This is a genomic window from Clostridium sp. UBA6640 (genome assembly GCF_002455975.1).
In the GTDB taxonomy this organism is placed as follows: domain Bacteria; phylum Bacillota; class Clostridia; order Clostridiales; family Clostridiaceae; genus Clostridium_J.
Genome location: NZ_DKLM01000074.1, coordinates 1 through 14164, shown reverse-complemented (window position 1 = coordinate 14164; position 14164 = coordinate 1). Strand labels below are relative to the sequence as shown.

Annotated in this window: 15 protein-coding genes; 1 reads left to right on the top strand and 14 read right to left on the bottom strand. The window is 28.7% G+C overall.

Features of this window, described 5'->3' with window-relative positions:
* The 3 genes from B2W91_RS08190 to B2W91_RS08180 all read right to left on the bottom strand — a co-directional run.
* Window positions 1-1020, bottom strand: a 1020-nt coding sequence (locus tag B2W91_RS08190) for a hydantoinase/carbamoylase family amidase (RefSeq protein ID WP_291579960.1), incomplete at its 3' end; no start/stop codon positions are given.
* Window positions 1021-1534: 514 nt separating this feature from the next.
* On the bottom strand, window positions 1535-2362 hold the full coding sequence (locus B2W91_RS08185) for a DUF1385 domain-containing protein (RefSeq protein WP_291579959.1): 828 nt from the start codon (window positions 2360-2362) through the stop codon (window positions 1535-1537).
* A 65-nt stretch (window positions 2363-2427) separates the two neighbouring features.
* The gene (locus tag B2W91_RS08180) at window positions 2428-2649 is read right to left on the bottom strand and encodes a YdbC family protein (protein ID WP_291579957.1); all 222 of its coding nucleotides are present in this window, start codon (window positions 2647-2649) and stop codon (window positions 2428-2430) included.
* Window positions 2650-3114: 465 nt separating this feature from the next.
* On the opposite strand from B2W91_RS08180, the gene B2W91_RS08175 reads away from it, so the two are divergent.
* Window positions 3115-3501 carry a hypothetical protein gene (locus B2W91_RS08175; RefSeq protein ID WP_291579956.1) on the top strand — a complete coding sequence of 129 codons (387 nt, stop codon included), beginning with the start codon at window positions 3115-3117 and terminating at the stop codon, window positions 3499-3501.
* A gap of 291 nt (window positions 3502-3792) precedes the next feature.
* Here the strand turns inward: B2W91_RS08175 and B2W91_RS08170 are convergent, their stop codons facing one another.
* From B2W91_RS08170 to B2W91_RS08120, 11 genes are all read right to left on the bottom strand, one after another.
* A complete protein-coding gene (locus B2W91_RS08170) occupies window positions 3793-4743 on the bottom strand; it encodes an MraY family glycosyltransferase (RefSeq protein ID WP_291579955.1) in 951 nt (316 codons plus the stop codon).
* Between the two features lie 724 nt (window positions 4744-5467).
* Window positions 5468-6001: a GNAT family N-acetyltransferase gene (locus B2W91_RS08165; RefSeq protein ID WP_291579953.1), complete on the bottom strand. Its 534-nt coding sequence runs from the start codon at window positions 5999-6001 to the stop codon at window positions 5468-5470.
* A 49-nt stretch (window positions 6002-6050) separates the two neighbouring features.
* Entirely contained in the window at window positions 6051-6257 is a 207-nt protein-coding gene (rpmB, locus tag B2W91_RS08160) for a 50S ribosomal protein L28 (protein ID WP_291579952.1), read from the bottom strand.
* A 258-nt stretch (window positions 6258-6515) separates the two neighbouring features.
* Window positions 6516-6791, bottom strand: a complete 276-nt coding sequence (locus tag B2W91_RS08155) for a CD3324 family protein (RefSeq protein WP_291579950.1) — start codon at window positions 6789-6791, stop codon at window positions 6516-6518.
* Window positions 6792-7121: 330 nt separating this feature from the next.
* The gene (locus tag B2W91_RS08150; protein ID WP_291579949.1) at window positions 7122-7733 is read right to left on the bottom strand and encodes a methyltransferase family protein; all 612 of its coding nucleotides are present in this window, start codon (window positions 7731-7733) and stop codon (window positions 7122-7124) included.
* 512 nt (window positions 7734-8245) lie between these two features.
* Window positions 8246-9619 carry a sensor histidine kinase gene (locus B2W91_RS08145; protein ID WP_291579948.1) on the bottom strand — a complete coding sequence of 458 codons (1374 nt, stop codon included), beginning with the start codon at window positions 9617-9619 and terminating at the stop codon, window positions 8246-8248.
* Complete coding sequence (locus B2W91_RS08140) at window positions 9610-10269, bottom strand: response regulator transcription factor (RefSeq protein WP_291579947.1); 660 nt, start codon at window positions 10267-10269, stop codon at window positions 9610-9612. Before B2W91_RS08140 ends, B2W91_RS08145 begins: the two co-directional genes overlap by 10 nt.
* 54 nt (window positions 10270-10323) lie before the next feature.
* Window positions 10324-11085 carry a lantibiotic immunity ABC transporter MutG family permease subunit gene (locus tag B2W91_RS08135; protein WP_291579946.1) on the bottom strand — a complete coding sequence of 254 codons (762 nt, stop codon included), beginning with the start codon at window positions 11083-11085 and terminating at the stop codon, window positions 10324-10326.
* Between the two features lies 1 nt (window position 11086).
* The gene (locus tag B2W91_RS08130; protein ID WP_291579944.1) at window positions 11087-11809 is read right to left on the bottom strand and encodes a lantibiotic immunity ABC transporter MutE/EpiE family permease subunit; all 723 of its coding nucleotides are present in this window, start codon (window positions 11807-11809) and stop codon (window positions 11087-11089) included.
* Window positions 11802-12506, bottom strand: a complete 705-nt coding sequence (locus B2W91_RS08125) for a lantibiotic protection ABC transporter ATP-binding protein (protein WP_291579942.1) — start codon at window positions 12504-12506, stop codon at window positions 11802-11804. Before B2W91_RS08125 ends, B2W91_RS08130 begins: the two co-directional genes overlap by 8 nt.
* Before the next feature lie 141 nt (window positions 12507-12647).
* On the bottom strand, window positions 12648-14164 hold a 1517-nt coding region (locus B2W91_RS08120), incomplete at its 5' end, for a class I tRNA ligase family protein (protein ID WP_291579941.1).

Genomic DNA, 14164 nt, shown 5'->3' with positions numbered 1-14164 from the left:
TACGTTTTCAATTACATTTATAAGATCACTATCCATAGGAACTGGATCTTCATTCATCCAATTATCAATTTCTATCTCTACATCAGCTTCTTTTGCAATACGTTTCATATTCTCTTCTATTTCTTTTGTAAAGCTATGTAAAAACTCTTTATCTGTATGTCTACAATCCATTGTAAACAGTGCTTCACCTGGAACAACGTTTACTGTATTCGGTTTCACTAAAACCTTACCAAAAGTTAAGACTAATGGATCTCCCGCTGCTTTTGCTTTCTCAATAGATTCTGTTACAATTTTTGCAAAAACCTGCATAACATCTCTTCTATATTTCATCAATGTTGTGCCAGCATGGTTAGCTTCTCCTTTTAAATTGATATTATATCTCTTCTGTCCCACGATACTGGAAATAACACCTACAGATTTTCCTTCCATCTCCAATGTGTTTCCCTGTTCGATATGAAGTTCTACAAAGGCTTTTACATCTGAAATAGAACATGTATTATCTTTTTTAAAGTCAAATCCGCATTGATGCATAGCGTCCACAAACTTAACTCCATTCATATCCTCGATATTTTCTACATCTTTTTTATCAGCTATTCCAAAAACATTCTTACTTCCCCAAAAAACATATGGGAATCTGCTTCCTTCTTCCTCTGCTAAGGATATTACTTCTAGGTTTTTCTTAGGTCTACCATGTGTTTCTAATAACTGTTTTATAGCCAAATATCCACCTACAATTCCCAATTGTCCATCTAGTTTGCCACCGTTTACAACGGTATCAACATGTGACCCTGTTGCAATTGTTTCATTTCCATTGTCTGTTCCGATAACCTTTCCATACAAGTTACCGATTTCATCAAATCTTACTTCCATACCTAATTCTTCAAATTTTTTCTGTAACCCCTTTTGTACTTCTAACCAGCTTTCTGAATATAGCAGTCTGCTAGTTCCACCTGATTCGTCTAATCCAAAAGAAGAAATCCAATTTACAATGTCCTCAATTTCTTTTAAAAATTTGTTCATTAGCTTATCCCCCTTTACCTAATCTTGATATTATCTTACTTTTTAGAAAATAAGAAAACAATATCTAAAGTAGACAAGTTATCTTCTGTTTTTTTGTTTATTGTGAACATTCAGAAATACATAATTTGGGTAATTGTGTGAATATTAAGTAAATTTTTTATTTATAAATAGATAATTTTACTATATTTTCTAAAAAATAAATGCTAGTAACTAGGATATCTTTAGCTTCATCCTCAGTTGAAAATAACCTAGTTACTAGCCTCAAAGCCTAAGTGGAAATTTAGCTATAAAAAAGAACTCTATTTCTAGAATCCTTAGTATTTTAGGATAAAACATATTTGAATTTTTTCATTAGTGGCTTTATATATAGGCATCCTGTAAAAATAATGGAGAGCAAATAATTCCATATTCATCTCACATAAAAGTTTACAATTTCCTAAAAATTTTTCTACAAATTACTTTATTTTCAGCGTTGAAAAATATTTTTTATATAATAATGTAATAATAAATGTCCTTAATTTAAAATATCTTCTTCTTCAAAATTTTCCATTTCATATTCATTTTCTGCTTTTTCTAATTCTTTTAATGTTAATATAGCAAGTTCAATTTGTTTTTCATTCGGTTCTATTGTTATAACTTTTTCTTGCAAAATAGTTGCAAGCTTATAGAATAATGATATAAAAAACATTTTTTCACCATTCTTTATATTAAACAATTCATAGGCAAAACTATATGCTATAATACAAATAATATACGAGCTTGATTTTAAAATAATAGCCAATATTACCATGAGAAAAATCCAAAATGCAATTAAATTAGAACCACATCTATCTGATATTCTACTTGATTTTTTTACTTCATCAATGTTCAATTCTCTATTATCTATAAGCGTATTGATTGCTTTATGTTCTGCTCCATGAAATGAATGCATAGCTTTTAATTTAGTAAAATATTTAAAAATATATTTTAACATTTTAACTATATATACAATCATAACAACACACAGTAGTACTTCAATTGCAGTAAAAAGCATATTAGTATTTAAGTTATCATTATTACTTAAATTATTTTTATCAGCATATTTTGTTAAAAGAGATATAACTTGTAACATAACTATAAATATTAATCTATACTTATCCCTAATGAAATCATATACTCCTCTAATAAATGGTATTTTATATATATAATATTCAATATTATCAAGCAAAGGATTTGTTGCAACAAATTGATCCTCTACTTCAATTTTAAATTCCCCATTACTCTCAATTGTACCTATGGCTTTTTTATAATTTGATACAAAAATTATCCCATTTCTTAAAGCCATTCCTCCAACACATCTCATAATTATTTACCCCACATACATTCAATAATACATTCTTTAAGCCGAAGTATTGCTTCGGCTTAAAATTATAACTCCATAGAGTTTAATATATCTCGTAACTTTATTAACTCTTCATTGCTAAGAGTAATACCCTTCCCCATCTTCTTATGTTCTGAGTCCCAATCTCTTATATCATATTTAGCTTCTTTATCGTTCCAACTTATAAGATTCAGTTCCTTTTTCCATCCCTTAGCTGATTCTGAAAGAACTCCTAGAGTTCCTTTTATTTCGTATTTTATGTCTGCCATATTCTCTTCCTCCTAACTTTCTATACTAAATAGTCTTCTCTATCTTCAGCAACTTTATCATAAATTATATCATCTATATCAACATTTTCACACATAAGTTCTGCCTGTCTCATAACTATTTCTAATGCATGTTTGCTTGTTCTGGTAGATAATTATATTTCTTAAATAATCTCTTTATTGTTCTTCTCATACCAGTTTTCACTGTAAATAACTTTTCATCCATGTCTACACCTCGATTCACTTTATATTCGTTTTTGATACTTCAAAATCTATTCAAGAATACAAAATCGGCATAATAAATAAATATCGGACTTTAAAGAAAAATAGCCTGTAGTTATTTAGATATATACAATATATTGGAATTAATGTTACAATTAGCATATTATTATATGCTAATATTATAATTTAGTACACCCATGTATATAGTGAACAAATTTAAATTTATGGAGCTGGGAGAACAGTAAAATGTTATATAAAGAAGATATAATCAAAATACTTAAGAATATGGCGTTACCTTTGAGTGAATATTGGATTACTTCTGGTGCAGGGTTAGTGATTCATGGAGTTAAGGAAACTACAAGAGATATTGATTTAGGCTGTACCACAAATTTAGTTGAACATTTTTTAAGGCAAGGTTGTAAGTACCAAATAGCAGATGATAATTCAAGGATTGTTGAAATAAATGACAAAATTGAAATTTTAGAAAACTGGTTTGTGAATGAAATTGTGTTCATTGACGGTTTACCTGTAGGTAGTTTAGAAAGTATTAGAGTGCAAAAAGCGGAGTTAGGCAGAGCGAAGGATATTTGTGATATTAGACTTATAGATGATTATATTAAAAACAAAAAGTAATACAACATTTTCACCAAATTAAGAGAAGCCAAAAGGCTTCTCTTTAAATTCAATTGGTAATGATAATATAATCCCTCAATAAGCAAAAGAGAAACACTTAAAAACTATGGCATCTTTTCAAGAAAGTAATTACTATATTTGAATATATAGAACCTTAGTACAATAAGAGTAGGATACATGAGAGTATTAGATTATATTACTCATTAAGAATGTGAGGATTTAGCTAGAAAGATTGCATAAGAAGTCCGACTTTTTCTCTCTAAGATATTGACATAGGCCTAATACACCAATTTATAGATTTAGTAACAATATGATAATTGAAAATAAACTTAAACATAAACTTATTAATGATATAAAAGCCACAACCTGTTTTGGTGTCAAGCCAGTGGATAATAATCTATGATGAAATTGGGTTGAATCAGCCATATAAATAGGTCTTCCTCTTATGATTCTCTTTATAACAACATATATATTATCAAATATAGGAACTCCTAAAACTAAAATAGGTATACCAATAGAAATCATAGTAACTTGTTTAAAAGCACCATCAAGTGCGATTATTGCTAATATAAATCCTGAAAAATTCGCACCAGAATCTCCTATATAAATTTTAGCAGGATATTTGTTATATTTTAAAAATCCTATTAATGCGCCAACAACCAGTATCGCCATCATTGCTGAATCAGTTTGATTTTTTGCCAATGCAACTATAAATAGTGTTGAACCTGCAATAGCGGATATGCTTCCTGCAAGACCATCTACTCCATCTGACCAGTTTATAACAGTTGTAAGTCCAACAATCCAAGTAATAGTTAATAAAAAGCTAATTCCTACCGGCAACATAATATATGTATTTGTAAAAGGATCAGTATAACCAGTAAATGCAATTCCTGAATGGTAGATTATAGCAGCTGATATAATTTGTATTATTAATCTGGGAAGCACGGCAAATTCTTTACCCTTAGTCTTATGCCAATCGTCAATTATTGCTATTCCAAAAACTAATAGCGATGAAATTAAAATGTAAAAGAATTCTTTCCCAATAGGTCTCATAAAAATTAAGTAGCCACAAAAAAATCCTATGTAAACGCCAACTCCGCCCAATAAAGGAATAGGACTTTTTTGTTTTTTCCTTTCTGTGGGTTTATCAAAAAAATCCATCTTAATTGAAAGTTTTATCAAAATAGGAGTAAGTAAATATACTATTAAAAAAACTGTTACAGCAGCATATAAGTATTTCATAAAAATTTCTCCTTTATTTTAGACCAATTATATATTTCTCCAAATCAATTAATACTTCATCGAAAATGCCTTCTTATCTAGCTGTAAGGATTTTAATAATCCTAAGAATTCTTTGACAATGCAAATCATAAATTTTCATAAATTTATCAATAACTGTATTATAATGTATATAATTACTTTTTTCAACATACTTGTAGCTTTTTGAACATTGTCATATATTGTAACTAAATTTATCACTTTTCCATTTTCAATTAATAAATTTATCTTTTATTTAAAACTTAAACACTATTTCAAATTGTAGATTTTTTCATCTATTATAATTCTTTATTCTTTGCATAAACGTAGTTCTCTGAATTTTTTCAAAAAAATTTCCTCAGATTCTAAGTCTGAGGAAATATTAAGAGAATTATTAATACTTTAACTTATGAGGCCTTATCCTTTAGGATAAAACGCACTTTAATTTTTACTTTTAATACTCTATATGCTTCATATAAAACTCTTTATTATCTATGTTTGTTGCACACTTGATATATGTGGAATTTTGACTTTCACTACGTTATACTATAGAAGGCTTAGTGATGTTTATCTAATAATAAAATGTATAAATAATACTATAAAAAATATATTGATGTTTATATAATATAAAGTAATCTTATTTACATTATTTTCAAAACTACAATTACAATTTAGAGCAATCTTTTACTTATGATTAAAGCACATAAAATTATAGTGAAAATTCTAATTGGTAATCTCTTGGATCATTTTCATATAGCTCTTTATTTATTTCCTCTGCCTCTTTACAACCTATTGCAAAATAAAAAGCAATTGTTTCTTCAGCAGAGCCTGCACAAATATAAATTTTATCTGCATTCCACTCTCTTGCAACATTTGCAGAAAGCATAAATAACCTTTTACCTATTCCTTTATTTCTATGTTCTAAGGTTATAAAAAGTTGTTCTAATAAAACGTAATTGCTCTTTTCACCAAAGAACTCACGATTGATTGTTGAAAATCCCAATAATTTATTATTGCTATCAAAAGCCCCAATAGCACTTCCACCATCTAAAATAGTTTTTCTCAAATTATTAAAATGATATTCATAACCATCTGGCCAATCAGAATCTTGATAATTGATTTCTACTAATTTACGCTTTCCCTCCACCTCTCTCCATGCTTTTCCTATATATTGAGATGGATTCATTTGGTTTATATATTCACACTCTTCTAATTCTAATTTTCTATAAATAATATTTATCATACCTTTCCTCCAGACATACTTTATATAGAAATCAAAGTAAGCTTTATTTTTATTGTTTTATATTTCTTGTTACAATATTAGAACGTAAGCATCTTGTACAAATATATATTGTCTTTGATGTACCCTCCTCTAATATTCTAACTTTCTTTAAATTTGGTTTAAAAGATCTATTTGATCTCCCACTTACATGAGAACGAGACTTACCAATTTGCTTCCCGTAAACTGTTGATTTTTCACATATATAACATTTTGCCATTATAAAAACTCCCTTTTACTATTTTTTATTCTTTTGCTTATTGAAAATATATTGGCATAAACTCACCCCTCATAAAAAATAAAAAGGCTATAATTAAATTAGACTTTATTTACAACCTGAGTAGGATTATTAATATTATCATTTTCTTGAAAATTCTATTTAAATGGTACCATTGGGTAAATCCCCCTATCAACCTACAATATTCTTCTGAAATAAAAATGCGCCATTAAACATTTTGCTTAATGGCGCATTTTATTATTAGATTTCTCTTTCTATTTTTAAAATAATTCTTTGTATACTTTTTGGAGATAAATAATACATTTCAGAAAGAGCTTTTACAGATGCCCCTTCTTTATGCTTTTTATAAATCTGCAAATTTCTATTATAGGTTTCCTTTTTGCTTTTGGTAGTCTCTCCCCAAGGCTTTCTATTACATTCCTTTTTGGGAATATAGATGTATTCACCTTCAACATATTTTTGAATTAAATCTAATACTTCTTCTGGCAACACTTCTGTTGCTTTAATATAGCTCATTGATATGCTCCTCCTAAATACAAATTCATTTTAGGATTGAGCAAAGGCTATTTTATATTTTACTATTATTTATTAGTATTAATGCAATAGCCTCTGCTACGCATTAAATGCAGGTCTAGTCATAAAATTATTTCCCCTTTCTCCTCGAATTGTTACAAATTGTGTTTATCATTTTTACAATCAAGTTGTACATATAAACACCTTTCAAATAGTTTACCACAAATTATAATATTGTTCCAATTATATGAATATTTAGAATTGATTGAATTCAAAAATCTTTTAAAAATTCACTGAATACTCCGTCCACTTTTCTGCCAATTTGGTTTCTATTCATATAATAAAGGGAATAAATCTCTTTGTTTCTTTCATATACGTAATATATTCTTCGCCAAATTCTTCAATCATATCTTTTTCTTCTTTTTTAGCCAATCTATAATACATCCATGCAATAAACGGCCACATGATGAGCATTGGCAAAGTTGCCCATTCAAAAATCATTCCTATAGTCAATAGCATAAACCCAGTATATTGAGGATGACGAATATATTTATAAACACCCGTTTTAACTACTCTTCCCTTACCTGACTCTTTAATCCAATATTTATGATAGATATTATACCATCCATTACCAATAAGTATAATAGCAATTATTGCAAGAATAATATTTAGATACATACCTGTATACCCTATTTTATTAAATAAAGTATGTCCCCATAAGACACCTTCTGGTAAATTTTTGCCTATAATCCATGATATAAGATACATGCTCATTGGAATCCCATGCATCTCAATAGCAAAAGCTAAAACAAAAGCTATATACGCAGTTGCTGGCTTTCTATCCATCCTTCTATAAAAAGGAACAAAAATCAATGCCAAACTATAAATTACAATAAAAAATAATACTCCTCCCCATTGATGATAATGTCCTTGCAATGTTTCCATATTACCTTCCCTCCGTTTATCTATAGATAAACTATCTTAGAATTTAAGTATATTCTATAATAATTTAATATAAAAATGACCTAACCAAAGTTAGGCACTAGGTTAGGCTTTAGTTTATCTGGAGTTTCTTCTTTTAAAATGCTTTCTAACTCCCCTTTAGATGTCTCATGATCTTTCAATTTTAATAGTACACCCTTATATTTCTTAATACACTTTTATAACATAACCCACACACTTCCATACTACCACCATTAATATTGTTATTCTACATATTTAACAGTATCTTGCTGATAAACAATATTCATTTAATCATTTAAAATAAAATTTTTCCTCTTTATTAGCCTGATGTTTCCTTTTTCAATTTTCTCATTTCTAGTAAAAAATTGCAGGTATATAAAATTATATAATAAAACGGCTATTTTTATGTCATTATTATTGTCGCTTTGAGTATACGTTGAGTGTATCTATCTTAAATTTTAATAATTATTGATAATGAACGCTTAGATTCAGATTTAATTCTCACAATAGTTATTAATTTCAATTTCAAAAGTAACCACAGAACCTGTTTTATTGTCTTTATTACAATATGTTACGTTACCATTATATTTCTCGGAAACACTATTTGCAAAATACATACCTAAGCCGTAATGTTCATCACTTCGTGCAGATTTTTCGGTGTAAAACTGATTTTTTGCATTTTTTAACGCTTCTGCTGAAAAACCGCTTCCAAAGTCTTCAATACTCACAATAAATTTATTATTGTTCGCTTCTAAGTTTAATCTGATTTTCTTATTACCTTTTGTGTGCTCAACTGCATTTTTAACGAGATTTAATACTGCTCTTTCTATTAAATCAGTACTGAGTAAAGCCTCTGTTTCTCTTACACTATTATAAATTATCAGTTCTATATCATTTAGCTTACAAAGTGCTTCGCTTTGGGAAATAATATTATTTATAACTGTGGATAAATTCACTTTATTTTCTGTATCAGCAGTTACATTATTTTTTGTTTCATCAATTAGCAATTTTATATATCTTTCAATTTTATCCGAATTAGTATTAATTATTTCCGCAAGCTGATATATTTCATCAATGCTATTTTCTTCGCTGATAAGCTCGGAATTACCTTTAATAATAGTAAGAGGTGTTTTTATATCGTGTGCCAATGCAGAAATATTGTCTTTTCGTTTTTGTTCCGTTTCCCATTCTTTTTTTAAGGACTGTGATAGGGCAATTTTCATGTCATAAAGTGATAGTAAAATATCGTCAAATTCTTTAATTTTTGATTTTTTGCGATTAATATTTAGTTCTCTGTTTTGAATTTGGTCGATTTCTTCAAGTAACGGATTTAATTCTTTTTTTAATTTCTTACCAAAACTTAGCGCCATTTTAACTACTATAAAAATAAAAACGATAACAAATAAAATAATTATGTCAAATTCAAGTCTTGGAAAAATTTTATGTACAGATGGTATTGCAAAATGTGCTGAAATATCATAATTTACAATGCAATATCCATCACTTCTTTCAATTAAGAAAAATCTCATTTTTACACTGCCTGATTTATTTATAAAATTTTGTGCTGCTTTTACAGTGTCATCACCAAAATTACCAGATAAATAGTTTCCGTCAAAATCAAATAAACCGTATTTACAGATGTGAGGAATAAGTAATTCGTCAAAGGGTTCACTTGATGAAATAATAGTTTTGTTCTGCTTCAGATAATGTTCAGAATAATTTGCAGGTAAAATAAAACCACTATTAAATCCTATCTTGAATAATAAGATAAACATCAAAAATTCTGCTAAAATTAAAGATGCAAGTAGCCCTAATTGTTTTAAAAACAGCCGAAAGAGAGATTTGACTTTGTACTTTTTCAGTTCCATTTATAGCCAATCCCCCAAACTGTTTCAATTGGATTTTCATCGTGTTTTTTAAATTTAGCTCTAATGTTTTTAATATGTTCTCGTATTGATGTTGTATCACTTTCAAAATCAAAACCAAACACTTTTTCTATAATTTGCTCCAAAGAAAATACTTGTCCTTTACTTTTAATGAGAAATTCACAAATTTCATATTCGCTTTTTGTCAGCTTAATTGCTTCTTCGTTTAGATATAATATTTTCTCTGAAACATCAAATTTAAAGTTGTCACTTACAATTCTATTGTGATATTCTCTTTTTTCACGTCTTAAATGCGCATTTACCCTTGCCCGGAGTTCGGAAAGGCTGAATGGCTTTTTTATGTAATCATCGGCACCTAATGAAAAGCCTTCTATCAAATCTGTATCCATTGTTTTAGCAGTTATAAAAATGATAGGACAGTCAACAGTATTGCGAATAGTTTTACAAAAGACAAAACCATCCGTATCTGGCATCATAACATCAAGCAAAATCAAATCATATTTTGTTAGCATATTTGTATTAACTTTTTCCGTTCTTTCAAAAACATCAATAAAATGATTATCTTTTTCCAGTGCCTTTTTTATAATTGTTAAAATTTGAATGTCATCATCTACTGCAAGAATTCTCGCCATTTAAACACCACCTATCTTTTCATAGTATAAACTTTTTTATCTTGGTACTCAACTTTATTCATTTTTATATTTTGAACCTTGCCAATTATTACTCCAAACTAAAAACAGTATAATTGAAGCCATTAAAATGATACTTGAAATAATAATACCTGTTTTAAAATCTTGTAAAATATTATCATAAGTCTGTACATCAACGATTTTACAGAAATAATAAGTTGATATTCTGATACCATATCCACAAGGGATGTATTTCCATATTACTTCACCCAATCCCAAATACAAAAGCGGGCTTAAAAGTGTTCCGACTATACCAAATCCAAGAGAAATGCCATTTCCCAATGTAAAACAAATAATATATTGCAAAACGTATAGTGATATATTAGATAAAAAAAGCACCAAAGATATTTTGAAAAAAGCAAAAAGAGAGAGTGCCCTATACCCCATAATTTTGAAAACAATACCTAGTCCTAAAACTGTAAAGACACAGGCAATTAAGCCAAATATACATACTGAAATCAGATTACTTAAATGTGGAATTGATTTTGAGCAAGGCGAAGTTAAGATGTTTTGGAAACTTCCTGCTTTCAGTTCTTCTTCATAAAGCATTGTTACTACTATTGAAATCACAATTGGAAATGTCATTGCAACAATCTGTATAAATACAGATATTTTATCAAATTCATCCCAAGGGGAATATGAATAATATCCACCAAAAACTACAATCCCCAATATAGGTATCAGCAGATGCAACCATAGTTGTTTTGAATGTAATAATTTATAGAAATTTGCTTTTATATTATTAAATAAGTATTTCATGCTACACCTCTTGTTTTTCAAAGATTTTAGCTGTTACTACTGAAATTAAAGTATATAAAGTCACCGTAATTAAAACACCAATCCATATTACGTTATTGTTATCTAAAAGGCTGTCCATTGGCATTAGTAATCCGTTTGGTAAAACCTTTATAACGGGACACATTACACGGGCAGGTATAGAAAACGGTATCCACCAATAACTTTCAACTGCACAGATACAAGCGATAAACAAATTACATCCAACACTTAATAAAACAGAAAAAAACATATTTATTTTAAGTGTAATAAACATAAATAGCGGAATTTGCCATGCAAAAGTAATAAATAAAAGTACGCTGGCACATAAATTGTCCAATATTGAAATTTGTTCATTAAAAATAAAACCACATACTGTTATTAAAGCTAAAAATATAAAGCAAGCAATAAATAAATATATTGTAGATGTTAAAATTTTTGCATACCATAATTGTTTTTTATCCTCTGCAATTCCAAATAGACCATGAAAATTAAATTTTTTGTCTTTATTTATTATTGAAGATGAAACGTAGGTAAAAGTAAATGGTAAAAATGAAACGTACCACCAATTATAAGATGCTGTCTGAATATAGTTTACTCCCATCAAAGCACAAGCAATTATAATGTTTACAACAGGCACAAGCCATATAATTTTTTTGTTAAAACTATGTTTTTGCTTTAATAGCTCAGCTTTTAAATAATTAGCCATTGATAGAACCTTCCTTTCTGACAATCTCCATAAATAACTGTTCAAGATTTTCAGATTGTGAAAATTTCTCTTGATACAATAACTTCCCGTTTATAATCATACCGATATGGTCAGCCATTTGTTCAATTTCAGATAAGATATGGCTTGAAACAATTACTGTAATCCCATGTTTGGGAAAAGATTTTATAAGTTCTCGTAAATCATTTATTCCTATAGGGTCAAGACCATTTGTAGGTTCATCTAAAATTAAAAGTTTAGGATTGTTAAGTAGTGCTATTGCAATACCAAGCCGTTGTTTCATACCCATTGAAAATTTTCCCGCAGGTTTTTTAGCCGTGTCTGTAAGACTTACAATTTTTAAAACTTCATCTATTCTGCTATCAGGTAACCCATACATCAAAGTTCTCACCTTCAAATTTTCTCTTGCTGTTAAGCTTTCGTAAATCGGCGCATTTTCAATAAGCGAACCAATATATGCAAGATCTTTTCTTTCAATAATATTACCATCAAAAAATATCTCACCGGATGTTGGTTTTATCATACCTGTTATCATTTTTAAAAAAGTGGATTTGCCGGCACCGTTTGGACCTAACAAACCATAAATAGAATTTTCTTCTACCTTTACAGAAATTCTGTCATTTGCTTTTTGTGTTTTAAATTTTTTGCACAAATCTTTTGTTTCCAATAAATAATTCATAAAAATATCCTCCATACTTTATTGCGATTTAAAGTATAGAGGACAATTATAAGGTTTCTATAAGGTTTAGGCATAAATATAATTTTCTATCTTCAATTAGATAAAGAGGAATATCTAATTCACTTAAATATAAGCTTACTACTATTTTAAATCTTCAATTCTCTCAACTATAGCCCCAAGCATTTCTTTATATTTTTCACCTTTAGTTTTTTCTTCATTAACTATATCCTGTGGTGCTTTTGCAAGGAATTTTTCATTAGAAAGTTTCTTTTCTACTCTATCAATTTCACTTTCTAGCTTTTCTTTTTCCTTATTTAATCTTTCTAATTCCTTTTCTACATCTACTAAATCTAATAGAGGAAGAAATATTTCAGCTCCTTTAGTAACTGCAGATACAACATTTTCTGGGATTTGTTCTTTAGAAACTAAGAATTCAACCTCATTAGCAAAAGCTAATTTTTCAAAATACATTTTTCCTTTTTCAAAAGCTTCTTTAGCTTCACTTGCAGCAAGTATAATTAATTTAACTTTTCTTGAAGGTGGAACATTCATTTCAGTTTTTACATTCCTAACTGCCTTAACAACTTCTATAATATAACCCATCTTTTCTTCTGCATCTTTAAATGATTGCTCTTCACTATATTCTGGCCACTTAGATATTGTAATTGACTTATATTCTGCTTCTAAATGAGTATATATTTCTTCTGTGATATATGGCATTACTGGATGAAGTAATTGTAGTCCAGTAGTTAGTACTGTGTTTAATACATTGTAAGCTACTCCTTTTGCCTTAATATCATCACTAAAGAATATAGGCTTAACTAATTCTATATACCAGTCACAGAATTCTGTCCACATGAAGTCGCAAATTTTTTGTGATGCAATACCAAGCTCATATTTTTCCATGTTATCAGTAATTTCTTTAACTAAATCGTTAAGTCTTGAAAGAATCCATTTATCTGCAATAGTATAATTCTTACAGTCCTTATATTTGCTCATTATATCTTTATCAATATTCATCATAACAAATCTTGAGGCATTCCAAATTTTATTAGCAAAGTTTCTTGCAGCTTCAATTCTTTCAGCTCTAAATCTTATATCATTGCCTGGTGAGTTACCAGTAATCAACATAAATCTTAATGCATCTGCACCATACTCATCTATCATCTCTAGGGGATCTATGCCATTTCCTAAAGATTTGGACATTTTTCTTCCCTCTGAATCTTTTACAATACTATTTATTAATACTGTATCAAAAGGTATTTCTCCCATATTATAAAGTCCTGAGAATACCATTCTTGATACCCAAGGGAATATTATATCTGCACCTGTAACTAAAGTATTAGTTGGATAGAAATAATTTAAGTCCTCTGTTTTATCTGGCCATCCTAAAGTAGAAAATGGCCATAATGCTGAGCTAAACCACGTATCAAGAACATCATTGTCCTGATTAAGTTTTTCACTATTGCATTTTGTACATTTTATTGGTGCATCCACAGATGCAATCATCTCACCGCAATTTTCACAATACCAAACAGGAATTCTATGTCCCCACCATAGTTGTCTTGATATACACCAATCTCTAATGTTCTCTAACCAATTAAAGTATATCTTTTCAAATCTTTCTGGAACAAATTTAATCTGTTTTTCTCTAACAA

What these genes read in the sequence shown, in the direction of transcription:
- B2W91_RS08175 (WP_291579956.1), top strand. Translation starts at nt 3,115, where the DNA reads ATGTTATATAAAGAAGATATAATCAAAATACTTAAGAATATGGCGTTA.
- B2W91_RS08165 (WP_291579953.1), bottom strand. Translation starts at nt 6,001, where the DNA reads ATGATAAATATTATTTATAGAAAATTAGAATTAGAAGAGTGTGAATAT.
- B2W91_RS08155 (WP_291579950.1), bottom strand. Translation starts at nt 6,791, where the DNA reads ATGAGCTATATTAAAGCAACAGAAGTGTTGCCAGAAGAAGTATTAGAT.
- B2W91_RS08170 (WP_291579955.1), bottom strand. Translation starts at nt 4,743, where the DNA reads ATGAAATACTTATATGCTGCTGTAACAGTTTTTTTAATAGTATATTTA.
- B2W91_RS08185 (WP_291579959.1), bottom strand. Translation starts at nt 2,362, where the DNA reads ATGAGATGTGTTGGAGGAATGGCTTTAAGAAATGGGATAATTTTTGTA.
- B2W91_RS08150 (WP_291579949.1), bottom strand. Translation starts at nt 7,733, where the DNA reads ATGGAAACATTGCAAGGACATTATCATCAATGGGGAGGAGTATTATTT.
- B2W91_RS08145 (WP_291579948.1), bottom strand. Translation starts at nt 9,619, where the DNA reads ATGGAACTGAAAAAGTACAAAGTCAAATCTCTCTTTCGGCTGTTTTTA.
- rpmB (WP_291579952.1), bottom strand. Translation starts at nt 6,257, where the DNA reads ATGGCAAAATGTTATATATGTGAAAAATCAACAGTTTACGGGAAGCAA.
- B2W91_RS08135 (WP_291579946.1), bottom strand. Translation starts at nt 11,085, where the DNA reads ATGAAATACTTATTTAATAATATAAAAGCAAATTTCTATAAATTATTA.
- B2W91_RS08140 (WP_291579947.1), bottom strand. Translation starts at nt 10,269, where the DNA reads ATGGCGAGAATTCTTGCAGTAGATGATGACATTCAAATTTTAACAATT.
- B2W91_RS08125 (WP_291579942.1), bottom strand. Translation starts at nt 12,506, where the DNA reads ATGAATTATTTATTGGAAACAAAAGATTTGTGCAAAAAATTTAAAACA.
- B2W91_RS08180 (WP_291579957.1), bottom strand. Translation starts at nt 2,649, where the DNA reads ATGGCAGACATAAAATACGAAATAAAAGGAACTCTAGGAGTTCTTTCA.
- B2W91_RS08130 (WP_291579944.1), bottom strand. Translation starts at nt 11,809, where the DNA reads ATGGCTAATTATTTAAAAGCTGAGCTATTAAAGCAAAAACATAGTTTT.